Below are 25,147 nucleotides of genomic sequence, written 5' to 3' on the forward strand. Positions count from 1 at the left end.
TTTATTCGCGGTTCGCAGCCGTGCACTCGGACGCGGAGGGGTTGCTGGCACAACGGATCTTGCTCAGCAGACCAAGCATCTTGGGGTGGTACACGTCAGGCGCGCCGTTCTTGCCGTCGCGCATTTCCAGGCGGTTCTGGCGGAACATTTCCTGATAACCCTGAATGTCTTTTTCCGGAATGCGGACCCATTTTTCTTCGGGAATCGCCTCTTCCTGACCGGAGATAAGATTCATGGCCTGCGGAAACATGCCCCAGGCTACTTCACGGGCCTGCTGAGCGGCTTCGTCGTCCAGCACGTCGTCTTTGGCAATGATCTGAATGGTGAGCTGGGCCAGCGGGTAGTCCACGATGCCGCCCTTCTCACCAATGCCCTTGTAAAGTTCCAGTGCCTCATAGGCAAAAGCAGGCGCGTAGGCGGTATCAACCGAACCATTATTGAATTTGCCGGCGAAATTGGTGATATCGGAGGGCACCACGGTGGCCTTCACGAAGTTCACCATGTGGATGGCGTCCTTCTGGTAATCCAGGGTTGCCATGCGTTTGCCGGCCAGCTCGCCTGCGGTATCAATGCTGCGATCGTTGACAAAAAGATAGCCAGCGCCAGCGGGAACAATCCCCAGCACTTCATAACCGTTCTCTTTCATCAGCGGAGCGGCCTTGGGCTGTGCCAGGGTGGCCAGCAGGGTTTTGAGATCATCGTATGTAGGAAGCGCACCCACAGCGCTGATGCTGCCGGTAAACCGGTTGAACGGTCGGGTCCGGATATCGGTCGCCGCGACAGCGTCGCATTGACCGGCATTGAAATCCCCGACCGCCACCCCCTCATCGGTGTAGGGCTTGAGATTGAAGTCGACGCCGTGGGCTTTCATTTCCAGCGCATAGTCTTTGACCATGTTGTAGAAGTCGCCATTGGCACCAATGACATCGAACACACACATGGAAACGGTCTGGGCCGAAGCCAGCGGGGCGACAGCGGCCAGGGTCAGTGCAGTAAGGGATTTGCGGATCATAACGACCTCCGGGTCATTTTTGTGGTTCTTGGTGTTCAGTAGGATTCTGCCGGATGGCCCTAGAGCAGATCGTCCAGGTTCATGGTTTCAACGTTCTCGGTGTTCCGCTCCGGGCTCATCTTCCCGAAGAAACTCTGCGGTGTCCGATAGCCGTAATTGGCAGTCCAATGCTTGTCGGAGGAAAACCGGATCACGCCCGCCGCGACATGATCCACCAGCCGGTAGTCTTCCCAGACATCGATGGTGTCCTCGGCGGCGACAAACTCAGCAATCGTATCGGCCAGCACTTCCGGACGGCCAAAGGTCTCTGCCGCTACCGCTTCGAGTGCCATGGAGGCTCGCATGCCTGCCTTCACGCCCAGCTCGGAACTGTTGTCCAGAACTCGCCAGGGATCGGGTGACAGCGCCGGACGGGTATCGGGCAGGAGCAACCAGACCAGGGCGCGGATCGAGTTCGGCAAACCACCCCACTTTTCGTTGTCCAGACAGGTGGCGGCTCGCTCCGCCTGGGGCGCAATGTTCCGGGGAATGCCTGCCATGGCACCGGAATTGGCATCGTTCACGATCGCCTGCATACCGGTCAGCAGACCCAGCAGGAAGGTCAGTTCGTCCTGCTCGGTAAAGAGAAAAGGACACTCCAGCGGCTCAGCGGCCGGATCAAACTCGTAGGCGGCCATCGCCCGGTTGAAGGCTCTCAACCGACGCTCCGCCGTCTTGGCATTGAGACGCTTGGCTTCTTCCCGGGCGTCCTTGGCCGCCGGCACGTTGCCCTCGAAATCGGCTCTCAGGTAGGCAAGTTCGGCTTCCCAGGCGCGATATTCCATGCAGTTACCCGCCAACAGCATCAGCAGCGAACCGGTACTGTCCGGCGCGTCGGTCACGCGGGAGAACGAGTACAGCAGGGGGTCAATGCCCTCACCAAGCGAACAGGCCATCTGGGGATCCGACATCTGCATGACATAAGGCGTGGCCTCGCCTTCGGAGTAGCTGGACAGCACGACACCGGTGGTGGTGTAGATCGGATTGGCAGAACAGCCGGCCAGGACGGCCAGGGCCATGAACATGAGCAATTTCAGACGTGCGGCCAGAATGCGACCAACGAGGGTTACCAGAGAGGAGATCATAATTCGCCCTGTTTACATTATTTTTATAAGTTCGGGATGACAGAACCGGTTTTTTACCACGGAGTCACGGACGCGTACCGTGACCCGAAACCCGATCTGACTCGCCGCTTCTCATTATCGACGGGGCAAGAATGCGTGGAAAACTGTTCGACAAAAATGGCTGGATTGCCAACCGGCACATGCCGATCAGGCCAATGGCCCGCAAAGGAAGTGACACACCCGGGATTATTTTCATTAAAAACAATAACTTTTGATAAGGCGAACTTCTGGAACCCTCGTACCACTCCTGCACGTCAAGCCAATCAAACCTCCATTTCCGAGGCCCCTCTACAGCTGGCCTAGGCTCCGGCGGTACCCAGAGCCATCATCGCCATCACCTCATCCGTGAGACCATCCAAGGTCAATCCGCCCCGGGTTGGCTTGTACCAGGTGACCGTCCAACTCAGGGCTCCGGTCAGCATGCGGCGCACGACGAACGGATCGGCCTCCAACCGGCCTTCCTGCTTCAGGGATGACAGGGCATCGAGCCAGAGCTTCTCGTAGATATCCCTCAGTTCCAGCACTTCCGCCCGGGATTCTTCGGAGAGGCTGCGCCATTCGAATACCAGCACCGCCATGGCCTCGCCGGTCTGGCCATTCACCGACTCCAGCTCTGCACGAACCAGTGCCCGCAACTTTTCCTGGCTCGACCCGGCCGCATCGACAGCCGCCTGCATCAATGCGGTGTTCAGGCGAATGGTTTCCACCATGACCGCCTTGAGGATCTCCTCCTTGGTGCGGAAATGGTGAAACAGACTGCCGGACTGAATCCCGACCGCGGCCGCAAGGTCCCTCACCGTGGTGCGCTCGTAGCCCTTGTCCCGGAAGAGACGGGCCGCTTCCTTCAGCAAACGCCCGCGGGCGCCATTCGGGTCAGAAACGAGGTTTTCGGCGATCAGGGCCTGGAGAATTTCGGATTGGCTCACAGCGGATTTCCAGCAGTCGGAACGGGCCAACAATTCTACCTGACATTTCCCTGTTTACAAACCAAGCGCTTGCTTGGTATTGTCAATTTCATCGTTGGTCAACCCCGCCGTCCATTCCCGCCAGCATGGCCGGCAAAGGTAAACAAGGCATGTAAAGATGGCAGATTCTGAAAAGCGCACGAAGCCAATCCGCATCGGCTGTTCCGCCGCGTTCTGGGGCGACACCGAAACCGCCGCTGCGCAACTGGTTCGCAAGGGCAACATTGATTACCTGGTCGCGGACTACCTGGCTGAGATCACCATGTCGATCATGGCCGGACAGAAAATGAAGGACCCCTCGCAGGGCTACGCCCGGGATTTCGTACAGACCGTGATGGGACCGTTGCTGGGCGAGATCCGGGAAAAAGGTATTCGGGTGCTGGCCAATGCCGGGGGCGTGAACCCGGTCGCCTGCCGCGATGCCCTTCAGGCCCTGTGCGAAAAGGCCGGCGTTGAAATGAACATTGCGCTGGTTCTGGGCGACGACCTGATGCCGAAAAAGAAAGCACTCAGTGAGGCCGGTATCACCGAGATGACGACCGGCCAAGCCATGCCGCCGATGATGGTCAGCCTGAACGCGTACCTTGGCGCCCCCGGCCTGGTGGCCGCCCTGGAACAGGGAGCGGACATCGTCATTACCGGCCGGGTGGCCGACAGCGCACTGGTCCTCGCGCCTCTGGTGTACGAGTTTGGCTGGACCTGGAACGACTACGACAAACTCGCCCAGGGCAGCCTTGCCGGGCATCTGCTGGAATGCGGTGCCCAGGCAACCGGTGGCAATTTCACCGACTGGGAAGAGGTAGCTGACGGCTACGCCGACATGGGCTTTCCGATTGCCGAGGTCCAGCCCACTGGCGAGTTCCTGATTACCAAGCCAGACGGCACCGGCGGCCGGGTCACCCGGGGTACCGTGGCCGAACAGCTGGTGTATGAAATCGGCGATCCGCGCGCGTACCTGTTGCCCGACGTCGCCTGCGATTTTACCGGGGTTACTCTGGAGGAATCCGGGCCAGATCAGGTCACTGTGCGCGGCGCCCGTGGGCTGCTCCCGACGGACAGCTACAAGGTGTCCGGAACCTGGCCCGATGGTTTCAAATGCACCGTCACGTTCCTGTTGGCGGGGATCAATGCCCGGGCCAAGGCCCAGAAGGTGGCCGAAGCGATTCTGGCCAAGACCTCGCGGATGTTTGGCGAACGCGACCTGCCGGATTACTCGGAAACGAGCATTGAACTGCTGGGCACCGAGGCCACCTACGGCGCCCACGCTCGCGCCGACGAGTGCCGGGAAGTCGTGGTGAAGATCAGCACCGCCCACCCCAAGAAGGAAGCCCTGGTGTTGTTCTCCCGGGAAATTGCCCAGGCCGCCACCGGCATGGCACCGGGGATCACCGGTATCGTTGGCGGTCGGCCCACCGTCTGGCCGAAGATCCGCCTCTACTCCTGCCTGGTTCCGAAAACCGAGGTAGCAGTCAGTGTGGACCTAGAAGGCAAGCAACAGCCGGTAGCCGTCGCCACCGAAGGTGGCTTTGAAACCCGACCCCTGGCCTCCGCGCCGGAGAGCCCGACACCGCCGGAAGCCGACACCACCGTCCCATTGATCGAACTGGCCTGGGCCCGGAGTGGTGACAAGGGCGATCACAGCAACATCGGGGTCATCGCCCGTCACCCGGAGTTTGAACCCTTCATCGCGGCGGCCCTGACCGAAGAAGCCGTCGCAGAGTGGATGAATCACACCCTGAACCCGGAAGCCGGCAAGGTCACGCGCTGGGCCATGCCGGGCCTCAATGCCTTCAACTTCCTGCTGGAGCACAGCCTGGGCGGCGGCGGAGTCGCCAGTCTGCGCATCGACCCCCAGGGCAAGGCGTTCGCCCAGCAGCTGCTCGAATTTCCCGTGCCCGTTAGCCGGGCAGTCTTGAAAAAAGGACACCGTTCATGAGGTACCAATCCATCTTTCATCCGGACCTGTTCAAGGACCAGACCTTCATCGTGACCGGCGGCGGTTCGGGTATTGGCCGCTGCACCGCCCACGAGCTGGCCGCCCTCGGTGCCCGGGTTGCCCTGGTGGGCCGCAAGGCGGAGAAAGTCGAGAACGTGAAAGCCGAAATCACCGAAGACGGTGGCGTGGCCACTGCCCATGTCTGCGATATCCGGGAAGAGGAATCGGTAAAAGCCACGGTGACGGCCATTCTGGAAGAACATGGCGGGCTGAATGGCGTCGTCAACAACGCCGGGGGCCAGTTCCCCTCCCCGCTCGCAGGAATCAACCAGAAGGGGTGGGAAACCGTGGTCCGCACCAACCTGACCGGTGGCTTCCTGATGGCACGGGAAGCTTACACACAGGCCTTGGCCAAGACCGGCGGTGCCATCGTCAACATCGTCGCGGACATGTGGGGCGGCATGCCCGGCATGGGCCACTCCGGTGCTGCACGGGCGGGCATGGTGAATTTCACCCAGACCGCGGCGGTGGAATGGGGCGCGTCCGGCGTACGGGTCAATGCCGTGGCACCGGGCTGGATCGCCTCAAGTGGCATGGACAATTACCCCGAGCATATGAAGCAGTGGATCCGCAGCCTGGGCGACAATGTGCCCATCAAGCGCATGGGTACCGAATCGGAAGTCAGCGCCGCGATCTGTTTCCTGCTGAGCCCGGGCGCCGCCTTTATCAGTGGTGATTGCCTGCGTATCGACGGTGGCGCCTCCCAGGGTGGCCGGGTCTGGCCGTTGCCGAAAGCCAAGAACAACGAACCCTTCAACGGCTTCCACCGGGCCACGACCCCAAAAGTGCTCAGCGAGGATTGAGGAGAACGCCATGCAAGTTCTGGAAACCAGCGTCGATCCCCGATCCGACGAATTCCGTGCCAACACCGACGCCATGGACGCCCACATCCGGACCTTTCGCGAGGTGGAGCAGAAGGTCCTGGATCTGGCCGAAGCCGCCCGGGAGAAATTCACCAAGCGGGGCAAACTGCTGCCGCGGGATCGCATCAACCGCCTACTCGATCGCGGCACGCCGTTTCTGGAACTCTGTTCACTGGCCGGCTACAAGATGCACGACGACAAGGACGGCAGCCTGTCCGGCGGTGGCATTATCGCCGGCATCGGCACGGTCAGCGGCATCCGCTGCCTGGTAGTCGCCAGCAACAGCGCCATCAAGGGTGGCACCATCACCCCGGCGGGCCTGGACAAGACCCTGCGCCTGCAGCAGATCGCCATGGAGAACAAACTGCCGGTGGTATCGCTCTCGGAAAGTGGTGGTGCCAACCTCAACTACGCCACGGACATCTTCGTCCAGGGTGCCCGGGGCTTTGCCAACCAGGCACGCATGTCCGCCGCCGGTATTCCCCAGATCACCGTTGTGCACGGCAACGCGACCGCCGGTGGTGCCTACCAGCCGGGCCTGTCCGACTACGTGGTGGCCGTGCGCGGCAAGGCCAAGATGTTCCTGGCCGGCCCGCCGCTGCTGAAAGCCGCCACCGGTGAAGTGGCGACCGACGAGGAGCTCGGCGGCGCCGAGATGCACGCCCAGGTGGCCGGTACCGCGGAGTATCTGGCCGAGGACGATGCCGACGGCATCCGCCAGGCCCGCAACATCATGGAAGCCCTTTCCTGGAACGAGCAGTTGCCCCGGCAACGGGAACTGAGCTGGGACGAACCGCTGTATCCGGCCAAGGAGCTGCTGGGTGTCATCCCCTCCGACTCCAAGAAGCCCTATGACGTCCGGGAAATTCTGGCCCGCATCGCCGACGGTTCGAAGTTCATGGACTTCAAGAACGAATTCGATGACCAGACCGTGTGCGGCACCATCCGCATCGAAGGCCATTCCGTCGGTATCATCGGCAACAACGGCCCGATCACCCCGGCCGGCAGCGCCAAAGCGGCCCAGTTCATCCAGCTCTGCGACCAGGCCGGTACGCCCTTGCTGTTCCTGCACAACACCACCGGCTTCATGGTCGGCACTCACTCGGAACAAAACGGCATCATCAAACACGGCTCGAAAATGATCCAGGCCGTCGCCAACTGCCGGGTACCCAAAGTCGCAATTGTGATCGGCGGCTCCTATGGTGCAGGTAACTACGCCATGTGTGGCCGGGGCCTGGACCCGAGATTCATTTTCGCCTGGCCCAACAGCCGGACCGCCGTCATGGGGCCCGCCCAGGCCGGCAAGGTCATGCGCATTGTGGCGGAGGACAAACAGCGCCGCAGCGGCATCGAGCCGGATCCGAAAACCCTCGACTTCCTCGAACAGGCCACGGCCAAGAAGCTGGAAGACGGCTCTACCGCCCTGTTCGGGACGGCGCGACTGTGGGACGACGGCCTGATTGACCCGCGGGACACCCGCCGGGTTCTGGCGCTGGTGTTCTCGGTATGCCGAGAGGCCGAAGCCCGGCCACTGCGCCCCAATACATTTGGCGTTGCACGCCTTTGATCCTCACCAGTACGCAGTGCGACTGACCACCCTATTCCAGACAAGGAGAACAACAAGGTGAAATTTACAGCGGAACACGAAGCCCTCAGAAAAACCGTTCGGGATTTCGTCGAGAAAGAAATCAACCCGCACTGCGACGAGTGGGAGGAAGCGGGCGAATTCCCCATTCACGAGATCTTCAAGAAGCTGGGGGCGCTCGGCGTTCTGGGCATCCAGAAGCCGGAAGAGTATGGCGGCATGGGCCTGGACTACAGCTACAACCTGGTTGCCGCCGAAGAACTGGGGCTGGCCCACTGCGGCGGAGTACCGCTGGCCATCGGCGTTCAGACCGACATGTGTACACCCGCCATTGCCCGGTTCGGATCCGACGAGCTGAAACGCACCTTCCTGGCGCCCGCCATTGCCGGCGAAATGGTCGGCTGCATTGGCGTCAGTGAAGTGGGCGCGGGCTCCGACGTCGCCGGCATGAAAACCACCGCACGTCAGGATGGTGATGACTACGTCATCAACGGCTCCAAGATGTGGATCACCAACAGCCCTAGAGCCGACTTTATCTGCCTGCTGGCCAACACCAGCGACGACAAACCCCACAAGAACAAATCATTGATCGTCGTGCCCATGGATTCTCCCGGGATCTCCTTCAGCCCGCACCTGAACAAACTCGGCATGCGCTCCTCGGAAACCGCCCAGATCTTCTTTGACGACGTGCGCGTACCCCAGCGCTTTCGCATCGGCGCCGAAGGTACCGGCTTCATGATGCAGATGCTGCAGTTCCAGGAGGAACGCATGTGGGGCGCCGCCAACGTCATCAAGGCGCTGGAAAACTGCATCGACCAGACCATCGCCTACTGCCGTGAGCGCAAGACCTTTGGACAACCACTGCTCGACAACCAGGTCATCCACTTCCGCCTGGCCGAACTGCAAACCGAAGTCGAAGCCCTGCGCGCCCTCACCTACCAGGCCTGTGAATTGCACATTGAAGGCAAAGACGTGACCAAACTGGCCTCCATGGCCAAGCTCAAGGCCGGCCGGCTCGGTCGCGAGGTTACCGACAGCTGCCTGCAGTACTGGGGCGGCATGGGGTACATGTGGGACAACCCGCTTTCGCGCGCCTTCCGGGATGTTCGCCTGGTCTCCATCGGCGGAGGCGCCGATGAAATCATGCTGGGAATTATCTGCAAGATGATGGGGACATTGCCCGGCAAGAAACGCGACTAACACTGTATGGAGTCGTCTGAGATGGAATCCTTACCTCATTGCGAAACACTGCTCCTGAAGAAGCAGGGGCCGACCCTGTTTATCACCATCAACCGGCCAGACGTCCGGAACGCCATGAGCCTGCAGATGGTCGCCGAACTGGCAACGATTTTCTCGCAGATCGAATCCGACCTGCACATCCGGGCTGTTGTCATCCGGGGGGCCGACGGCCATTTCTGCGCCGGTGGCGATATCAAGGACATGGCCGGTGCCCGGAGCCAGAAAGCGGCCGAAGGCGAGGCCGACCCCTTCTACCGCCTGAACCGCGCCTTCGGTCAGATGATCCAGCAGGTCAACGAGTCCTCCAAGGTCGTGATCGCCGTGACCGAGGGTGCCGTTATGGGCGGCGGGTTCGGATTGGCCTGCGTTTCCGACATGGCCATCGCCGGCCCGACCGCGAAATTCGGTATGCCGGAAACCTCACTGGGGGTCATTCCGGCCCAGATCGCCCCGTTCGTGGTCGAACGCATCGGCCTGACCCAGGCCCGGCGTCTGGCGCTGCTCGGATTGCGGATTGGCGCTGAAGAAGCCCGCACCCTCGGGATTGTTCACCAGGCCGCCGGCTCGGACCAGGAACTTGACGAGATGCTCGATCACGCCCTGGAACGGGTGCGTCAGTGTGCGCCGGTTGCCACCGCCGAAACCAAGGCGCTGCTACATCGGGTGGGCCACGAAGCCATGAGCGGCCTGCTCGACAGTGCGGCGGAGAAATTCGCCGAGGCGATACGCGGCAGCGAAGGCGCCGAAGGCACCATGGCGTTCATGCAGAAGCGCCCGCCTGCCTGGGCCGGCGACTCCGAATGATTGCAGACCCCGCACCCAAGCGAGAGATCAAGAACATGTTAAGCAAACTGTTGATCGCCAACCGCGGTGAAATTGCCGTTCGAGTCATTCACACCGCCAAAGCCCTCGGCTATCGAACGGTGGCCGTCTATTCCGAGGCGGACGCCAACGCCCTTCACGTGCACGAGGCCGACGAGGCCGTCTGCATCGGTCCGGCACAGGTCACCGCCTCTTACCTGAATGCCGACGCCATTCTTGAAGCCGCCCGAAAAACCGGGGCCGACTGCATTCACCCCGGCTACGGCTTCCTCTCCGAAAACGCCGGGTTCGCCGACGCCTGCAAGTCGGCCGGCCTGGTTTTCGTGGGCCCACCTGCAGATGCCATTGAACTCATGGGCAGCAAGCGCCGCTCCAAGATTGCCATGCAGGAAGCGGGCGTTCCGGTAGTGCCCGGTTTCGAAGGCAACTACGCCAGCGACGAGGAACTGATCGCCGCAGCCGCGGATATCGGTTACCCGCTCATGATCAAGGCGTCCGCCGGCGGCGGTGGCCGGGGCATGCGCCTGGTAAACGACGAATCCAGCCTGGCCGACAACCTCAAGCGCGCACGCTCCGAGGCCAAACAGGCCTTCGGTGACGATGAACTGATTCTGGAAAAGGCCGTTATTGAACCTCGTCACGTGGAAATCCAAGTATTCGCCGATCGCCACGCCAATGCGGTGTATCTCGGCGAACGGGACTGTTCAGTGCAGCGGCGACACCAGAAAGTGGTGGAGGAAGCGCCCTCGCCGATTGTGACTCCCGAACTTCGGGCCGCCATGGGTGAAGCGGCGGTAAAGGCGGCGCTGGCCTGCCGTTATGAGGGTGCCGGAACGGTGGAGTTTCTGGTCGACAAGGACCGTAACTTCTACTTTCTGGAGATGAACACCCGTCTGCAGGTCGAGCATCCGGTGACCGAACTGATCACCGGCCAGGACCTGGTAGCCTGGCAGCTCAGCGTAGCCGAAGGCCGCCCGTTGCCCCTGGCACAGGATGAGATCGAGCTGAATGGCCATGCCATTGAAGTCCGGCTCTACGCCGAAGACCCGGCCAACGGCTTTACACCGCAAACCGGCCCGTTACTCGTGTTTCAACCCGCCGAGGGCGAGGGCCTGCGCTTCGACACCGGCGTCCGCTCGGGGGATACCATCACGCCACACTACGACCCCATGCTGGCCAAGGTCATCGCCTGGGGCCAGAACCGGGACGACGCCCGCCGCCGGCTGATCCGGGCCCTCGAGGACACCCTCGTGTTCGGTGTCACCACCAACCGCTACTTCCTCAGCCGCATCATCGCAGACGAGACCTTCAGCGCCGGTGAAGCGACCACCGCCTTCCTGCAGCAGTCGTTCAGCCAGGATCCCTCTTTGCAGCCGCAAAGGCCGGGCCCGCGGGAGCTGGCATTGGCCGCCAGCGTGCTCGACCATGGCATTTCGGGCCAGACCGCCTGGAGCAATGCGCCGGCAACCACGACCCCGATCCAGCTCGAAATCGGTGACGCCAGCCTTGAACTACTGGTACGCCGAACCGGCAGCCACCTGACTCTCGACTGGAACGGCGAACACCATGAGGTCATCGTCGAAAACCTCGAGGATGGCCGCCTGTGCATCATCGACAACGGTGTCCGTCAGTATTGCCAATATCACCGGGATGGAGATTCCCTATATTTCCAGGCCTCCGGACAGTCCTGGCTGGTGCGCGACATCACGCATCAACCGGCGGCAGATGCCAGTGGTGGCGGCAGCGGACGGATCCAGGCCTCGATGGACGGCGCCATCATCGAGGTTCTCATTGAGCCCGGGCAGGAAGTCCGCCAGGGCGAGACACTGGTCATCCTGGAAGCCATGAAAATGGAACACCCGGTCAAGGCCGACCGCGACGGAACCGTCGGTCGGGTGCTTGCGAGTAAGGGTGATCAGGTGAAACGAAGCCAGTTGCTGGTGGAGATTACCGCCGACGAATCCGCCAAACAGGAGGCCGGAGCATGAACACACTGAACCAGCGTACGGTATTTATCACCGGGGGAAGCCGCGGTATCGGCCGGGCAATCGCACTGGCCTGTGCCCGACAGGGTGCCAACGTGGTTATTGCGGCCAAGTCGGACACGCCACATCCGAAGCTGCCGGGCACCATTCACACCGTGGCCGAGGAAATACGGGCGGCCGGTGGCCAGGCATTGCCTCTGGTTCTCGACGTTCGGGACGACAGGCAGGTTCGCCAGCGCATGGACGAGGCCGCGGACCACTTCGGTGGCATCGACGCGTTGATCAACAACGCCGGCGCCATCCGTCTGACCGGCGTGGAAAACCTGAAGGTCAGCCGGTACGACCTGATGCATCAGGTCAACGCCCGGGCGGTGTTCACCTGCAGCCAGGCGGCTCTGCCCTATCTGAAAGCCTCGGATCGGGCACACATACTGAGCCTGTCGCCGCCGCTGAACCTGGACACCAGGTGGTTTGCCCAGTACGGGCCCTACACCACGACCAAGTACGCCATGACCATGCTCAGCATGGGCATGGCCGAGGAGTTCAGGCGTTACGGCATAGCCGTGAACACACTCTGGCCAAAGACCCTGATTGCCACCGCGGCGATCGAGTTTGAAGTCGGCGGTCCACAGATGATGGCCCAGGGCCGCAAGCCGGACATCATGGCCGATGCTGCGGTAAGCATACTGAATCGCTCCGCGGACGAGCTGACGGGCCAGCACCTGATAGACGAAGACCTGCTGCGGCAGGATGGTATTACGGATTTCGAACCTTACCGGTACGCTCCGGGCGATAAGCCTCTTATGCCGGATCTGTTCCTGGACTAGCTCCAGGGCAGAAACCCCGTAGCGGCGGAGCGAAACCGACAAAAAAGATAATCGAACCCCTTACGGAAGAACAGTATGAGCAACAACAGCGTTTCTGCACTGGACATCGCCCGCCGACTGCCGGGCATCATGCGGCGTTTTCCGTCCATTGCCCGCGGGTATTACTATTACGCGCTCAAGGATGGAAATCGGGAACTGACCCTCGGCACCCTGATCGAACGCAATGCCGAACGCCACGGCCAGCGCCCTGCAGTACTGTTCGATGATCGGGTCATTACCTGGAACGAGTTCAATGGCTGGGCCAATCGCATCGCCGGCTTCCTCCGCGCCCAGGGCCTGACCAAAGGCGACGCCATTGCGGTCTTCCTCGAGAACCGGCCCGAATTACTGGCAGTGGTCGCGGGCGCGGCCAAACTCGGCGTCGCCTGCGCCATGCTCAATACGTCCCAGAAAGGCAAGGTACTCGAACACAGCATTAACCTGATCGAACCGAAGATGGTGGTCGTCGGCGAGGAGCTTATCCCGTCCTTCGAGGGGGTAAAGGACAAGGTCAAGACCAGCCACCCCACCCCCTTCCTATTCGTGCCCGACGTCAACACCCTGAACGCCTTTGGTGAGGCACCCGAGGGCTACCTCAACATGGCGGAGCGAGTCAGCACCTTCAACAGCGACAACCCTGAGCTCTGCGATCCGCCACGCATGGGGGACACCGCCATCTACCTGTTCACCTCAGGCACAACCGGCCTGCCCAAGGCGGCTCCGGGGTCCCATCGCAAGTTCATAAAAGCGTACGGCGGCTTTGGCCTGATGTCCCTGGCGATGGAACCCGAGGACGTCCTGTACTGCACCCTGCCGCTCTACCACGGTACGGCCCTGCTGGTGTGCTGGGGTTCGGTACTGGCGGGCGGCTCTGCCATCGCCCTGCGCCGGAAGTTTTCCGCCCGTGCGTTCTGGGACGACGTGCGCCGCTATCGCGCCACGACTTTCGGGTATGTGGGCGAACTCTGCCGCTACCTGCTGAACCAGCCCGCCAGTGACCAGGACCGGGCTCACGGTCTGACCAAGATGATCGGGAACGGCCTGCGCCCCTCGATCTGGCGCGAATTCAAGGAACGCTTCGGTATTGAAACCGTGGCCGAGCTCTATGCTTCCAGCGAGGGCAACATCGGCTTCAGCAACTTCTTCAACATGGACAATACCGTCGGCTTTTCCACCGCCCCGTACAAGCTGGTGAAATTCCGCGACGGGACACGGGACCCCATTCGCAACACTAAAGGCCATATGGAGGAGGTCGCCAAAGGCGAACCCGGGCTCTTGATTGGTGAGATCACCAAGAAATGGTCCTTCGAGGGCTATACCCAGAAAGACGCCACCGAGAAATCCATACTCCGGGACGCCTTCAAGAAAGGCGATGCCTGGTTCAACACCGGCGACGTGCTCAAGGAAATTGGCTGTCGACATCTGCAGTTCGTGGACCGCATGGGCGACACCTACCGCTGGAAGGGCGAAAACGTCTCGACCAACGAGGTGGAGAACATTATCGATGGCTCCGGCATGGTCGAGGAAGCCATCGTGTATGGCGTCGAAATCCCGAAAACCAATGGTAAGGCGGGCATGGTCACTCTGGTACCGCACAGCAATGGACGCGAATTCGACGTCAACAGGTTGTTTGCCTACCTCAAGGCGAACCTGCCCACCTACGCCATCCCGGTGTTCGTCCGGGTCACCCAGGCCATCGAGAAGACCGGTACCTTCAAGTACCGCAAGGTAGATATCCAGAAGACTGGCTATTCGCTGGACCGGGCCGAAGAAAAGGTGTTTGCGTGGTTGCCTAAAACGGAGGGGTATACCCGGCTGACGCCTGAGCTGGTTGCCGATATTGATGGTGGAAAGGTTAATTTCTGACTATCGCTGTGAAGCTCGACTGGGCGAGAGGGCGAAGGCTCCCTCTCGCCCCACACCGAGCCCCAAAAGGCTAGGTGCGGAGCAAACCCAGAACCTTAAGCGCCGACCTTCAGCACCACCTTGCCGGTTGCACGACGCTCAGTCAGTGCCCCCAGGGCCTTGGCATAATCGTCGAACTCGAACACTTCGCTGATCTTCGGATCAATCTTGCCCTCGGCATAGAGCTTCATCAGCTCCATCATGTTCTGGGCGCTGGCCTCCGGCTCACGCTGTGTAAAGCTACCCCAGAACACGCCGACCACGGAACAGCCCTTGAGCAGGGTCAGGTTCGCGGGAACCTTGGGGATCTCGCCCGCCGCGAAGCCGATAATCAAATGGCGACCGTTCCATCCCATGGCGCGAAGGGCCTGCTCGGTGAAATCGCCACCGACCGGATCGTAAATCACGTCCACACCCTTGCCCTTGGTCAGATTTTTGACCGCTTCCTTCAGGGGCTCCTCAGAGTAATTGATCAGTTCGTCCGCACCGGCATCCTTGGCGATGGCCAACTTCTCAGCAGAGCTGGCCGCTGCAATCACACGAGCGCCCATCGCCTTGCCCAGTTCCACGGTCGCCAGACCGACGCCGCCGCTGGCGCCCAGCACCAGCAGGCTCTCGCCGGGCTGGAGGTTGGCACGCTGTTTGAGGGCGTAATAGGAGGTTCCGTAAACCATGGTGAAGGCAGCTGCCTTTTCGTCGGACATACTGTCGGGAATCGGCAGGAGGTTCTGTTCCGGCACCACAACTTCCTCGGCAAAGGCTCCGTAACCGGTCAGGCCGGCAACCCGGTCACCGGGTTTGAAGCGGGTAACCTTTTCACCAACCTCAATAACCTCACCGGCCATCTCACCACCCGGAGAAAACGGCATGGAGGGTTTCAGCTGGTACTTGCCCTCGATAATCAGCGTATCCGGGAAGTTCAGGCCGGCGGCCTTCACTCGTACTTTGACACCGCGGCCTTTAACTTCCGGGCTGGGAACATCTTCAATGACCAGGGAATCGGCCGGACCGTATTCCTTGCAGAGGATGGCTTTCATGGAAACTCCTGTAGCAATCTTGTTTTGGGAGAAAGGACAGCGAAGCATCTGCCTGATTTTCAGTACCCGTCAAGCTAAACAGTGTCGCTCCATGAAGCAAATAAAGATCTCTTATCTAAATTTATAAGTGCGATTTATACAACGACCAGCTTCAGAGCATGGACCCGGCAGCAAACAGCGCACCCACCAGACACAATGCCGCAACAATCAGGCCCGTGCGCTGCCCGACTGAGAACGCATTGGGCCTTTTTTCGATTGTCTTGGCCTCGTCATAATTGACCAGTTTCTGGTCTTGGCTGGAATTCCGGATGAGCTCGATCATTTCCTCGCACTGGCCAGAACTGAACGAGGCCGGGTCAAAACGATTAAGACCATGATCGTCCAGAAACCGGCGTACGTCTCTTGAGAGCGGTACGTATTTCATCGACCAGTTCTCGAAGGTACGGGCCTCGAGCGGTTCTTCGATCAGCGTGATGAGGTTCTTGTGCCGGCTGTCCTTCTGAATCCGCTGATAGGTTTCAAGAACATCCTTCTCCTCGCCTTCGAGGTACTGGAAAAAACGGTTGTCACCGTAGTAGAGACCACCCACTAACTGACATTTTCCATTGTTTCGGCGGGAGGTCATCAGAATCCGGGCGACGTGAGGTTCGACGCCTTTTTCCACCGACTTGGCTTCAAAGGTGGCTTCACTGGCGTAGGCCAGGCGCATCAGGGACATATCAGCTACTCCAAACTGCAGAATTGATATAAATACGACACATGATACGTAAGGACAGGCAACTACGGATCATCACGACGGCCAAGCCGTGCCCCCCGGGATGAAGCCAACGTCCTTTTGGGCTATTCTTCGCGCACCCGTTTAAAGACGTTCCGTTGTTCGTTCTCACCACGTCAGGCCCCGCCATGTTCGACATTGTCTACCTTCTCGAAATGCTCGGGATCATCGCGTTCGCCATCTCGGGCATGATCGTCGCGCGAGCCAAGAACATGGACCCTGTGGGTGTGTTTACCATCGGCTTCATCACCGCACTGGGCGGCGGCACGCTACGGGACCTCATTCTGGACAACCACCCGGTGTACTGGATCAAACATCAGGAGCAACCGGTGCTGATCCTCGTGATGGCAATTCTTTTCAGTTACTGGAAACACGCTGACCGGCTCCGGACATCACAAATTGTCATTCCGGACGCCGTGGGACTTGGTGTTTTTTCCATTCTGGGCGCCCAACTGGCACTGGATCTGGGCCACTCGTGGCTGATCGCCTCCTTCCTGGGCGTGATGACAGGCACATTCGGCGGCGCCCTGCGCGACACGCTGTGCAACGAGGTCCCGCAGATTTTCCGAAAGGACCAGGTCTACGCGTCCGTTTCGTTTGCCGGCTGCTGGCTCTACTTTTTCTGCCAGTCGTTGCTCGGGAACGAGGCCCTGCCGCTTACCATTGGTGTCGCGTTTATCGCGATAGTCCGCATCCTGGCGGTACGCTACGACATTCGCCTGCAGCGGGACGCCAACCACCAATAGCTTGACACCTAATTAATAGTGAACTGTCAATCATCCCTTGGCCTGAGGGCCGTCAGCCGGTAAGATTGCCGTTTTTTCACGCAATTCACGTTTTCCGTTCGAAACTGATTCCCAACTCCCAACTATCGGCATCCTGAGAGGCAGACTTCCGTCATGCTTGAACGACTGTTCCAACTCCAGGCCCACGGCACCACCGTTCGTAAAGAACTGGTGGCGGGCATCACCACCTTCCTGACCATGGCGTACATCATCGTGGTCAACCCAAGCATCCTGTCCTCCACGGGCATGGACTTCGGAGCCGTCTTCGTCGCCACCTGCCTGGCGGCCACCATCGGCACCCTGATCATGGGCCTCTGGGCCAACTACCCCATTGCCCTCGCGCCCGGCATGGGACTGAATGCCTTCTTCTCCTTCACCGTGGTTGGCAGCATGGGCTACAGCTGGCAGGTCGCACTCGGGGCGGTGTTCCTCTCGGGCCTGATCTTTTTCCTGCTCAGCATCCTCAAGGTCCGCGAGTGGATCATTAACAGTATTCCGATGTCACTCCGCTTTGGAATTTCTGCCGGCATTGGCTTTTTCCTGGCCCTGATCGCGCTTAAAAATGCCGGCATCGTGGTCGATCACCCCGCCACACTCGTTGGCCTGGGCGAGATCAAGACAGCCGAAAGCCTGCTGTTCTTTGGCGGGTTCGTGCTCATATGTGCACTGTCCTTCCGGCGGATTACCGGAGCGGTAATGATCGGCATCATTGCCGTTACGCTCATTGCCATGATGCTGGGCATGGTCGAATACGAGGGTTTTGTGTCCGCGCCGCCAAGCCTGGCCCCCACCTTTATGCAGCTGGACATTGCCGGTGCGCTGAATGTGGGCATGATCAGTATTGTGTTCGCATTCCTCTTTGTGGACCTGTTTGACACCTCCGGCACCCTGATCGGCGCGGCCCATCGCGGCGGCCTGCTGGACAAGGAAGGCAAACTGCCTCGCCTGGGCCGGGCCCTGATGTCCGATTCGGTGGCCACCATGTCCGGGGCGGCCCTGGGAACGTCCACAACCACCAGCTATATAGAATCCACGGCCGGCATTTCGGCCGGTGGCCGCACTGGTCTCACAGCCGTGGTCGTGGCCGCCCTCTTTCTGGCGTGCCTGCTGCTCTCGCCCATCGCCAGCATCATCCCGGCCTACGCTACGGCACCCGCCCTGCTGTATGTCGCCGTGCTCATGACCAGCGGTCTGAAGCTGGTCGACTGGGAAGACATTACCGACGCCGCGCCGGCGGTGGTTACCGCGCTGATGATGCCGCTGACCTTTTCCATCGCCAACGGCATTGCCCTGGGCTTTATCACCTACGCTATCGTGAAAGCCCTGAGCGGGCGCTGGTCTGACCTGAACGCCAGCGTTGTTACCATCGCCGTTGTATTCGTGCTGAAATTCATTTTCCTGGACGCGGCCTGAGCCGCCTCCAGAGCAATAAACCGGACCCGTCATGGATTATTTCTCCGAAAGCATCAAGAAAGCCATTCGCACCGTACCTGACTGGCCCAAACCCGGGGTGGCCTTCCGAGACATCACCACGGTCCTGCAGGACAAGACCGCGTTTCGCAAGCTGATTGACGCCTTTGTCCATCGCTACCACGGTCATGAAATCGATGCGGTGGCAGCGGTCGATGCACGCGGGTTCATCATTGGCTCGGCTCTCGCCTACGAACTGAACGCATCCCTGGTGCTGGTCCGTAAAAAGGGCAAACTGCCGTTCGACACGCTGGTCGAGGATTATGAACTCGAATACGGCACCGCATCCGTGGAATTGCACAAGGACGCCTTCAAGCCCGGCGACAAGGTGGTCCTGGTGGATGACCTGATCGCGACTGGTGGCACCATGCTCGCCGCCACCCGCCTGATCCGCCGCATTGGTGCAGAAATCGTGGAAGTGGCAGCGATGATCGACCTGCCAGATCTCGGCGGCTCCCGTAAGCTGCAGGATGAAGGACTTCAGGTTTATACTGTCTGCTCGTTTGACGGCGACTGAACAGGCAGACAGGAGGCGGTTATGCAGGATTACCAACATCACTGGAAGGATGGCACTCCGGTACACCTGCCGCTGGGCAAAATCGTCTGCATCGGCCGCAATTACGCAGAACACGCCCGGGAGTTGGACAACCCGGTGCCCGATGAACCGCTGCTGTTCATAAAACCCTCGACAGCGGCGGTGCACATCACCCGCCCCCTGGTCCTCCCCCAAAATCTCGGATCGGTTCATTTCGAGACGGAACTGGCGGTGCTGATCGGACGCCCGCTGACCAATGCCTCGGCGAGTGAAGCGGAAACCGCCATCCTCGGCTATGGTTTGGCACTGGATCTGACCCTCCGGGATGTTCAGACCACGCTGAAAGAAAAGGGGCACCCCTGGGAACGTGCCAAGGCATTCGATGGCGCCTGCCCGCTGTCACCGTTTGTCGCCAAGGAAAAACTTCGCACGGACAACATCCACTTCACCCTGGACATCGACGGCGAGCGCCGGCAAACCGGGGATACCCGCGAGATGCTCAATCCGGTGGTCCCGCTGATTGCGCACATCAGCACCCTGTTCTCGCTGCTGCCGGGTGACGTCGTGCTGACCGGCACGCCCAAGGGTGTTGGCCCCCTGCAGAATGGCCAGACGCTGTCACTGGAAATGGAGGATGTGCTGTTCGTGGAAACCAAAGTGGTTTAACGTTCAGTCAGCAAACCTATCTCCGGTGAAGGACGTACATCTGGCATGGCAAAGAAACCGGTAACCTCCCGACGCGGACGATTTCTGAAACTCGCAGGCATGACCGCATCCGTGGCCGGCCAGTATGCTGGCCAGCGCGCGCGCCGGATGTTTCGCAGTGAAAACGACGAAGGCGCCCAGAGCGAGAGCTATACCCGCATGGCCGGGCAGATTGCAGATACCCTGGGCGAGCTGAAAGGCGCCGTCATGAAGGTGGGGCAGATTGCCTCCCAGACCCAGGACTTCCTGCCCAAGGAATTCTCCGACGCCCTGCAGACGCTTCAGAAAGAAGCGCCGCCTATGCCCTTTGATGTCATTGTGGAGCAGATTGAATCGGAACTGGGTAAGCCCGTCTCGGAACTGTTCGAATACCTTCAGGAAAAACCCTACGCCGCCGCTTCAATCGGTCAGGTACATCGGGCCCGCCTGCACGACGGCACCGATGTCATTGTTAAGGTCCAGTACCCGGGTGTAGACGAATCCTGCGATTCGGATCTCAAGCAGCTACGGATGACCCTCAAGCTTGGCGGGCTGCTGAAAATGCCCAGGGAAGCAGTGGATCAGTTATTTGGCGAGATCCGGGAACGGCTCAAGGAAGAACTCGACTACGTTAACGAAGCCGACAACATCCGGTTATTCCGAAAGTTCCACCAGAACGACAACTGGGTCATCATTCCGTCGGTGGTCGACAGCCACTCGACCCGTCGGGTACTCACCCTCGAACTGGTCGAGGGCGACCATGTCAGCGAGGTCACACCGGAGCGCTACGATCAGGAAACCATCAACCTCATCGGCCAGCGCATCTTCACCACCATGGCCGACCAACTGTTCCGCTTTCAGTGCATCCACGGCGATCCGCACGCCGGTAATTTCGCCTACCGGCCAGATGGCTCAATCATCATGTACGATTTTGGCTGCGTGAAAAAATTGAAGCCGGGCATCGTTGAGTCTTATCGCAAGGCCCTGGTTGCGGCACTGGAGGAGGATTATCAGGCACTGGACCGCCACCTGATCGATCTGGGTGCCCGGGTCGAAAGCCAGCCAGCCGTGGACGAAGCCTATTACGCGATGTGGCGCGACATTTTGATTGTCCCTTTCAACCAGGACGAACCCTACGACTTCGCCGAAGCGGACCTGCACAAGCACGTAGCGGCCAAGACCAGTACCGTCTTTAAATACCTGGATTACTTCAAGCCGCCGGTGGAGAGCATCTTCATCGACCGTATGATTGCCGGGCATTACTGGATGCTGAAGCGTCTGGGGGTGCAGGCGGCGTTTCGCTCGGAGCTGGAGAGATACCTGGAAACAACCCCGGGCTGACCGCCAACAGCGCTGGCTGGCCAAGTCTCCGGTTCAGCGCAGACCGGCGACCCACTCGGCAACGCCTTCACAGGCCCCCTTGCGAATGAACCGGGCCCGGGACACCGAGGCGGGCGCGCCGGGATCCACCACCGTAATGGGCACGTCCCGATCCACTTCGTACACCAGGCCGGCCGCCGGGTAGACCTGCAGCGACGTGCCGACGATCAGCAGATGGTCTGCGGTACGCACCACATCGGCGGCCGTGTCCAGCATCGGCACCTCCTCGCCAAACCAGACAATGTGCGGGCGCAGCTGGGCACCCCGCTCGCACGTTTCTCCCGGCCGGATATCCCGATAGCCAATGTCATACACCAGTTCGGGATGCCGGGAACTGCGGGCCTTGGTGAGTTCACCGTGGAGATGAATAACCTGACTGGAGCCGCCACGCTCATGCAGGTCATCGACGTTCTGGGTGACCACTGTCACCCGGTACCGGGATTCCAGCTCCGCCAGCAGGCGGTGGGCCTGATTGGGCTGCGCGGATTCCAGCTGGCGCCGCCGGTCATTGTAGAACCGCAGCACCAGTTCCTGATTGCGGGCGAACGCCTCGGGCGTGGCCACGTCGTACACACTGTGCTCCTCCCACAGGCCGCCGTTATCACGGAAGGTGGAGAGTCCGCTTTCAGCGCTGATACCAGCGCCGGTGAGTACGACAATATGGTCCCGCATCAGTCGAAAATTTTCCCCGGATTCATGATGCCCGCAGGGTCAAACACCTGCTTGATGCCTTTCAGGTAGGCGATTTCCGACTCGCTGCGCGTGTATTGCAGATAAGGCTTCTTGGTCATGCCTACGCCGTGCTCGGCCGAAACACTGCCCTGGTAGCGCTCAACAATCTCGAATACCCACTTGTTGACCTGCTGACACTTCTCGAAGAAGTCTTCCTTGGCCATGTCTTCAGGTTTGAGAATATTCAGGTGCAGGTTGCCATCGCCAATATGGCCGAACCAGATGATCTCGAAATCCGGGTAGTGTTCGGTCACCACCGCGTCGATTTCCTCGAGGAATCCGGGCACCTTGGAAACCACCACGGAGATATCGTTCTTGTAGGGCGTGCGGGGTGCAATGGACTCCGAAATCCGTTCCCGCAACTGCCAAAGGTTCTGGGCCTGGGTTTCACTCTGGCTGATGACGCCGTCGAGCACCCAGCCATTCTCCACGCATTGCTCGAACAGGGACATGGCATCGTCCATGACCTGATCGGAAACCGCTTCAAACTCCAGAAGCGCATAGTACGGCGCCTCGGTCTCGAACGGTGCCTGGACCTGACCGTGAGCCAGGACATGCCCCATGGCCTGGTGCGAGAAGAACTCGTAGGCGGTCAGGTCTATCTGCTTCTGGAATGTCTGGAGCACATCCATGGTGTTGGTCAGGTCGTTCAATCCCAGCACCAGCACCGTGAGGTTGTCGGGTTTGCGGGAGAGCTTCATGGTGGCCTCGGTGATAAAGCCCAGGGTTCCTTCCGCACCGATGAACAGATGACGCAGATCGTAGCCGGTATTGTTCTTGGCCAGATCCTTGTTGAGATCGAGAACATCACCCTTTCCGGTGACCACCTTCAGACCTGCCACCCAGTCACGGCTCATGCCGTAGCGAATCACCTTGATACCACCGGCATTGGTGGACAGATTTCCACCCAATTGGCTTGACCCCGCTGACGCAAAATCGACCGGGTAATAGAGGCCGTTCTCCTCGGCAAAATTCTGGAGCTGCTCCGTGACCACACCGGCCTGACAACGAACGGTTCGATCGCTGGCATTGAAGTCGAGGATCTGATTCATGTTATCGAACGCGACCACCACCTCACCGTTGGCCGCAACCGCGCCGGCACTCAGGCCGGTACGACCGCCCGAAGGCACCAGTGCCACCTGGTTCTGGTTGGCGAACTGCACCAGGGCCTGAACCTGCTCCGTGGTCTTGGGCAGAACAATCGCCAGCGGCTTGGGTGGATAGATCCTGGTCCAGTCCTTGCCATAGTTCTCAAGATCAGCGGGGTCCGTCAGCACCTTTCCGGGGTTGTCACCGGAGGCAACCAGGTCGTTCAGGGAAGCAATGATCTGTTCGGAATTCATGAATGCGTAAGTCTCGTAAAAGGTTGGTCCGGAGGCCCGAAAACCGGCGGCTTTCAAGACAGTTGATTCAGGCAAACCGGCGCGCTGTGAAATTCTGCGTTTATGGTATCATACCGCCCCTGTTCTGTGAGCCAGCCCTGACGATCACTGGCCACGGGTCATTTCACGTGACGAAAGGTTCGGAAGCAAGCCCATGTCAAATACGTCTCTCGAAAAGAGCAAAATCCGGATCCTGCTGCTGGAAGGCGTGCATCAATCTGCCATTGATACCCTGAACGCTGCAGGCTACACCAACATCGAGTATCTGACTCACTCGCTGGCCGAGGAAGACCTGATTGAGAAGATTGCCGATGCGCACTTCGTCGGTATTCGCTCGCGCACCCAGCTGACCGAGAAAGTATTTGAGGCCGCCAACAAGCTGGTGGCTGTGGGATGTTTCTGCATCGGCACCAACCAGGTCGACCTGCAGGCGGCGACCCGTCGGGGTATTGCCGTGTTCAACGCGCCTTTCTCCAACACCCGAAGCGTGGCCGAACTGGTGCTGGCACAGGCCATCCTGCTGCTGCGCGGCGTGCCGGAGAAAAATGCCAAGGCCCATCGCGGCGAGTGGCTGAAGTCCGCCAAGGACAGCTACGAGATTCGTGGCAAGAAACTGGGCATCATCGGCTACGGCAACATCGGAACCCAGTTCAGCGTCCTCGCGGAAGGCCTGGGCATGGACGTCTACTTCTACGACGTGGTTTCCAAGCTGTCGATCGGCAACGCCACCCAGGTGGGCACCCTGCAGGAACTGCTCAACATAGCTGACGTGGTGAGCCTGCATGTGCCGGAAACGCCGTCTACCAAGTATATGTTCAAGGCGGAACAGTTCGCACAGATGAAGCCGGGATCCATCCTGATGAACGCCTCTCGCGGTACCGTGGTGGACATCGACGCGCTGGCTGACGCGCTGCGAAGCGGCAAGCTTCTGGGCGGAGCCATCGACGTATTCCCGGTTGAGCCCAAGTCGAACACCGAAGAATTTGTCTCGCCGCTGCGCGAATTCGACAACGTGATCCTGACCCCGCACGTGGGTGGATCCACCATCGAAGCCCAGGAAAACATCGGCCGCGAAGTGGCCGAGAAGCTGGCCATGTACAGCGACAACGGCACCTCCGTGTCCTCGGTCAATTTCCCGGAAGTGGCGTTGCCGTCTCATCCGAACCAGCACCGTCTGCTGCACATTCACGAGAACGTGCCGGGCGTCATGTCCGAGATCAACCAGGTTTTCTCCGAGAACGAGATCAACGTCTGCGGCCAGTACCTGCAAACCAAGGAAGACATTGGTTACGTGGTGGTTGACGTTGACAAGGAATACGGTGAACTGGCGCTGGAAAAGCTGCTCCACGTTAAGGGCACAATCCGCTGCCGCGTCCTGTTCTGAGCCTGTCGTTCCAGATTCGCCAGTACCATCGAAGCCCGGGCATAGACCCGGGCTTTTTTTTGACGGTAAACATTCGCGGCCAAACCTGATCAAGTCCAAGCAGAAGAGGCCAAAGGCCTTTTTATTTCCGGGATTTAATAAGAATCTCATGATCTGGCCTTGAGAAAGAAGGGATACCGGCCATGTTTAAGAGTAGGAACTGGATATAACCAGTCCATTCATCTCAAGACAGGAGCGCATCCATGTCCGTTAGAGAATCCCTTTTGACCAAACTGCAAACCCAGACCGAACGGTGGAGCAAGCAGATCGACCAGGTAAGGGCAGAAGCCGAGGCCAAGATGGCGAAGGCCGAAGATGACAAGGCAGAAGCCGAGATCCAGAGGGAATTTTCAGAGAAGATCCAATCCCTTGAGGACCAGATTGAAACCGCCCGGGCAAGACTTGGCGAGCTCAGGGATTCGGGGGAAGATCAATTGGACAACCTGAAGCGGCGTATCGACGAATGGTTGCCCAGCAACACCAACTGAGCAGAGGCCACCCGGTAAACCGGACACCCGCAGAAAACAAAAAAAGCGCGGCAAC

At 59.9% G+C, this 25,147-nt stretch carries 22 protein-coding genes; 15 read left to right on the top strand and 7 right to left on the bottom strand.

Translation table 11 applies throughout. The features are described from left to right. Position 1: 1 nt before the first annotated feature. From K0B93_RS06460 to K0B93_RS06470, 3 genes are all read right to left on the bottom strand, one after another. A complete protein-coding gene (locus K0B93_RS06460) occupies positions 2-1,012 on the bottom strand; it encodes a putative solute-binding protein (protein ID WP_219866423.1) in 1,011 nt (336 codons plus the stop codon). A 59-nt stretch (positions 1,013-1,071) separates the two neighbouring features. Continuing rightward, positions 1,072-2,136: a hypothetical protein gene (locus K0B93_RS06465; protein ID WP_219866424.1), complete on the bottom strand. Its 1,065-nt coding sequence runs from the start codon at positions 2,134-2,136 to the stop codon at positions 1,072-1,074. Positions 2,137-2,474: 338 nt separating this feature from the next. Further along, positions 2,475-3,101: a TetR/AcrR family transcriptional regulator gene (locus K0B93_RS06470; protein WP_219866425.1), complete on the bottom strand. Its 627-nt coding sequence runs from the start codon at positions 3,099-3,101 to the stop codon at positions 2,475-2,477. A gap of 157 nt (positions 3,102-3,258) precedes the next feature. Here K0B93_RS06470 and K0B93_RS06475 point away from each other — a divergent pair, with 157 nt between their 5' ends. The 8 genes from K0B93_RS06475 (at position 3,259) to K0B93_RS06510 (ending at position 14,362) form a co-directional block, all read left to right on the top strand. Further along, positions 3,259-5,076, top strand: a complete 1,818-nt coding sequence (locus tag K0B93_RS06475; protein ID WP_219866426.1) for an acyclic terpene utilization AtuA family protein — start codon at positions 3,259-3,261, stop codon at positions 5,074-5,076. Beyond that, positions 5,073-5,939 (top strand): SDR family oxidoreductase, encoded by an 867-nt coding sequence (locus tag K0B93_RS06480; RefSeq protein ID WP_219866427.1) that lies wholly within the window; start codon positions 5,073-5,075, stop codon positions 5,937-5,939. Before K0B93_RS06475 ends, K0B93_RS06480 begins: the two co-directional genes overlap by 4 nt. Before the next feature lie 10 nt (positions 5,940-5,949). Then, positions 5,950-7,566: an acyl-CoA carboxylase subunit beta gene (locus K0B93_RS06485; RefSeq protein ID WP_219866428.1), complete on the top strand. Its 1,617-nt coding sequence runs from the start codon at positions 5,950-5,952 to the stop codon at positions 7,564-7,566. A gap of 57 nt (positions 7,567-7,623) precedes the next feature. Then, the gene (gene atuD, locus K0B93_RS06490; protein WP_219866429.1) at positions 7,624-8,784 is read left to right on the top strand and encodes a citronellyl-CoA dehydrogenase; all 1,161 of its coding nucleotides are present in this window, start codon (positions 7,624-7,626) and stop codon (positions 8,782-8,784) included. 21 nt (positions 8,785-8,805) lie between these two features. Then, positions 8,806-9,627 carry an enoyl-CoA hydratase/isomerase family protein gene (locus K0B93_RS06495; protein ID WP_219866430.1) on the top strand — a complete coding sequence of 274 codons (822 nt, stop codon included), beginning with the start codon at positions 8,806-8,808 and terminating at the stop codon, positions 9,625-9,627. A 35-nt stretch (positions 9,628-9,662) separates the two neighbouring features. Next, entirely contained in the window at positions 9,663-11,633 is a 1,971-nt protein-coding gene (locus tag K0B93_RS06500) for an acetyl/propionyl/methylcrotonyl-CoA carboxylase subunit alpha (RefSeq protein ID WP_219868050.1), read from the top strand. Next, positions 11,630-12,457 (top strand): SDR family oxidoreductase, encoded by an 828-nt coding sequence (locus K0B93_RS06505; RefSeq protein ID WP_219866431.1) that lies wholly within the window; start codon positions 11,630-11,632, stop codon positions 12,455-12,457. The genes K0B93_RS06500 and K0B93_RS06505 overlap by 4 nt, the downstream gene beginning before the upstream one ends. Positions 12,458-12,532: 75 nt before the next feature. Continuing rightward, the gene (locus K0B93_RS06510; RefSeq protein ID WP_219866432.1) at positions 12,533-14,362 is read left to right on the top strand and encodes a long-chain-acyl-CoA synthetase; all 1,830 of its coding nucleotides are present in this window, start codon (positions 12,533-12,535) and stop codon (positions 14,360-14,362) included. A 95-nt stretch (positions 14,363-14,457) separates the two neighbouring features. Here the strand turns inward: K0B93_RS06510 and K0B93_RS06515 are convergent, their stop codons facing one another. Then, the gene (locus K0B93_RS06515) at positions 14,458-15,438 is read right to left on the bottom strand and encodes an NADPH:quinone oxidoreductase family protein (protein ID WP_219866433.1); all 981 of its coding nucleotides are present in this window, start codon (positions 15,436-15,438) and stop codon (positions 14,458-14,460) included. A 151-nt stretch (positions 15,439-15,589) separates the two neighbouring features. Further along, on the bottom strand, positions 15,590-16,156 hold the full coding sequence (locus K0B93_RS06520; RefSeq protein ID WP_219866434.1) for a BLUF domain-containing protein: 567 nt from the start codon (positions 16,154-16,156) through the stop codon (positions 15,590-15,592). Between the two features lie 185 nt (positions 16,157-16,341). On the opposite strand from K0B93_RS06520, the gene K0B93_RS06525 reads away from it, so the two are divergent. The 5 genes from K0B93_RS06525 (at position 16,342) to K0B93_RS06545 (ending at position 21,028) form a co-directional block, all read left to right on the top strand. Then, positions 16,342-16,959, top strand: coding sequence for a trimeric intracellular cation channel family protein (locus K0B93_RS06525; protein WP_219866435.1), 618 nt, complete (start codon positions 16,342-16,344; stop codon positions 16,957-16,959). Between the two features lie 153 nt (positions 16,960-17,112). Then, positions 17,113-18,411: an NCS2 family permease gene (locus K0B93_RS06530; RefSeq protein ID WP_219866436.1), complete on the top strand. Its 1,299-nt coding sequence runs from the start codon at positions 17,113-17,115 to the stop codon at positions 18,409-18,411. A 31-nt stretch (positions 18,412-18,442) separates the two neighbouring features. Further along, positions 18,443-18,985 carry an adenine phosphoribosyltransferase gene (locus K0B93_RS06535; RefSeq protein ID WP_219866437.1) on the top strand — a complete coding sequence of 181 codons (543 nt, stop codon included), beginning with the start codon at positions 18,443-18,445 and terminating at the stop codon, positions 18,983-18,985. 21 nt (positions 18,986-19,006) lie between these two features. After that, entirely contained in the window at positions 19,007-19,669 is a 663-nt protein-coding gene (locus K0B93_RS06540; RefSeq protein ID WP_219866438.1) for a fumarylacetoacetate hydrolase family protein, read from the top strand. 45 nt (positions 19,670-19,714) lie between these two features. Further along, positions 19,715-21,028: an ABC1 kinase family protein gene (locus K0B93_RS06545; RefSeq protein ID WP_219866439.1), complete on the top strand. Its 1,314-nt coding sequence runs from the start codon at positions 19,715-19,717 to the stop codon at positions 21,026-21,028. Positions 21,029-21,061: 33 nt separating this feature from the next. Here the strand turns inward: K0B93_RS06545 and K0B93_RS06550 are convergent, their stop codons facing one another. Both K0B93_RS06550 and K0B93_RS06555 read right to left on the bottom strand, forming a co-directional pair. Next, complete coding sequence (locus tag K0B93_RS06550; protein ID WP_219866440.1) at positions 21,062-21,739, bottom strand: SIR2 family NAD-dependent protein deacylase; 678 nt, start codon at positions 21,737-21,739, stop codon at positions 21,062-21,064. Continuing rightward, the gene (locus tag K0B93_RS06555; protein ID WP_219866441.1) at positions 21,739-23,142 is read right to left on the bottom strand and encodes an FAD-binding oxidoreductase; all 1,404 of its coding nucleotides are present in this window, start codon (positions 23,140-23,142) and stop codon (positions 21,739-21,741) included. Before K0B93_RS06555 ends, K0B93_RS06550 begins: the two co-directional genes overlap by 1 nt. Before the next feature lie 193 nt (positions 23,143-23,335). On the opposite strand from K0B93_RS06555, the gene serA reads away from it, so the two are divergent. Then, the gene (serA, locus tag K0B93_RS06560) at positions 23,336-24,565 is read left to right on the top strand and encodes a phosphoglycerate dehydrogenase (protein ID WP_219866442.1); all 1,230 of its coding nucleotides are present in this window, start codon (positions 23,336-23,338) and stop codon (positions 24,563-24,565) included. A 242-nt stretch (positions 24,566-24,807) separates the two neighbouring features. Beyond that, positions 24,808-25,092, top strand: a complete 285-nt coding sequence (locus tag K0B93_RS06565; RefSeq protein WP_219866443.1) for a hypothetical protein — start codon at positions 24,808-24,810, stop codon at positions 25,090-25,092. Positions 25,093-25,147 lie beyond the last annotated feature (55 nt).

The sequence above is a fragment of the Marinobacter sp. F4218 genome (assembly GCF_019443085.1).
Taxonomy (GTDB): Bacteria; Pseudomonadota; Gammaproteobacteria; order Pseudomonadales; family Oleiphilaceae; genus Marinobacter; species Marinobacter albus.

Excerpts from the sequence above, each read along its gene's own strand:
- K0B93_RS06515 (WP_219866433.1), bottom strand. The coding sequence starts at position 15,438 with ATGAAAGCCATCCTCTGCAAGGAATACGGTCCGGCCGATTCCCTGGTC.
- K0B93_RS06550 (WP_219866440.1), bottom strand. The coding sequence starts at position 21,739 with ATGCGGGACCATATTGTCGTACTCACCGGCGCTGGTATCAGCGCTGAA.
- K0B93_RS06485 (WP_219866428.1), top strand. The coding sequence starts at position 5,950 with ATGCAAGTTCTGGAAACCAGCGTCGATCCCCGATCCGACGAATTCCGT.
- K0B93_RS06480 (WP_219866427.1), top strand. The coding sequence starts at position 5,073 with ATGAGGTACCAATCCATCTTTCATCCGGACCTGTTCAAGGACCAGACC.
- K0B93_RS06555 (WP_219866441.1), bottom strand. The coding sequence starts at position 23,142 with ATGAATTCCGAACAGATCATTGCTTCCCTGAACGACCTGGTTGCCTCC.
- K0B93_RS06500 (WP_219868050.1), top strand. The coding sequence starts at position 9,663 with ATGTTAAGCAAACTGTTGATCGCCAACCGCGGTGAAATTGCCGTTCGA.
- serA (WP_219866442.1), top strand. The coding sequence starts at position 23,336 with ATGTCAAATACGTCTCTCGAAAAGAGCAAAATCCGGATCCTGCTGCTG.
- K0B93_RS06505 (WP_219866431.1), top strand. The coding sequence starts at position 11,630 with ATGAACACACTGAACCAGCGTACGGTATTTATCACCGGGGGAAGCCGC.
- K0B93_RS06525 (WP_219866435.1), top strand. The coding sequence starts at position 16,342 with ATGTTCGACATTGTCTACCTTCTCGAAATGCTCGGGATCATCGCGTTC.
- K0B93_RS06520 (WP_219866434.1), bottom strand. The coding sequence starts at position 16,156 with ATGTCCCTGATGCGCCTGGCCTACGCCAGTGAAGCCACCTTTGAAGCC.
- K0B93_RS06460 (WP_219866423.1), bottom strand. The coding sequence starts at position 1,012 with ATGATCCGCAAATCCCTTACTGCACTGACCCTGGCCGCTGTCGCCCCG.
- K0B93_RS06495 (WP_219866430.1), top strand. The coding sequence starts at position 8,806 with ATGGAATCCTTACCTCATTGCGAAACACTGCTCCTGAAGAAGCAGGGG.
- K0B93_RS06475 (WP_219866426.1), top strand. The coding sequence starts at position 3,259 with ATGGCAGATTCTGAAAAGCGCACGAAGCCAATCCGCATCGGCTGTTCC.
- K0B93_RS06545 (WP_219866439.1), top strand. The coding sequence starts at position 19,715 with ATGGCAAAGAAACCGGTAACCTCCCGACGCGGACGATTTCTGAAACTC.
- K0B93_RS06465 (WP_219866424.1), bottom strand. The coding sequence starts at position 2,136 with ATGATCTCCTCTCTGGTAACCCTCGTTGGTCGCATTCTGGCCGCACGT.
- K0B93_RS06530 (WP_219866436.1), top strand. The coding sequence starts at position 17,113 with ATGCTTGAACGACTGTTCCAACTCCAGGCCCACGGCACCACCGTTCGT.
- K0B93_RS06535 (WP_219866437.1), top strand. The coding sequence starts at position 18,443 with ATGGATTATTTCTCCGAAAGCATCAAGAAAGCCATTCGCACCGTACCT.
- K0B93_RS06510 (WP_219866432.1), top strand. The coding sequence starts at position 12,533 with ATGAGCAACAACAGCGTTTCTGCACTGGACATCGCCCGCCGACTGCCG.
- K0B93_RS06540 (WP_219866438.1), top strand. The coding sequence starts at position 19,007 with ATGCAGGATTACCAACATCACTGGAAGGATGGCACTCCGGTACACCTG.
- K0B93_RS06565 (WP_219866443.1), top strand. The coding sequence starts at position 24,808 with ATGTCCGTTAGAGAATCCCTTTTGACCAAACTGCAAACCCAGACCGAA.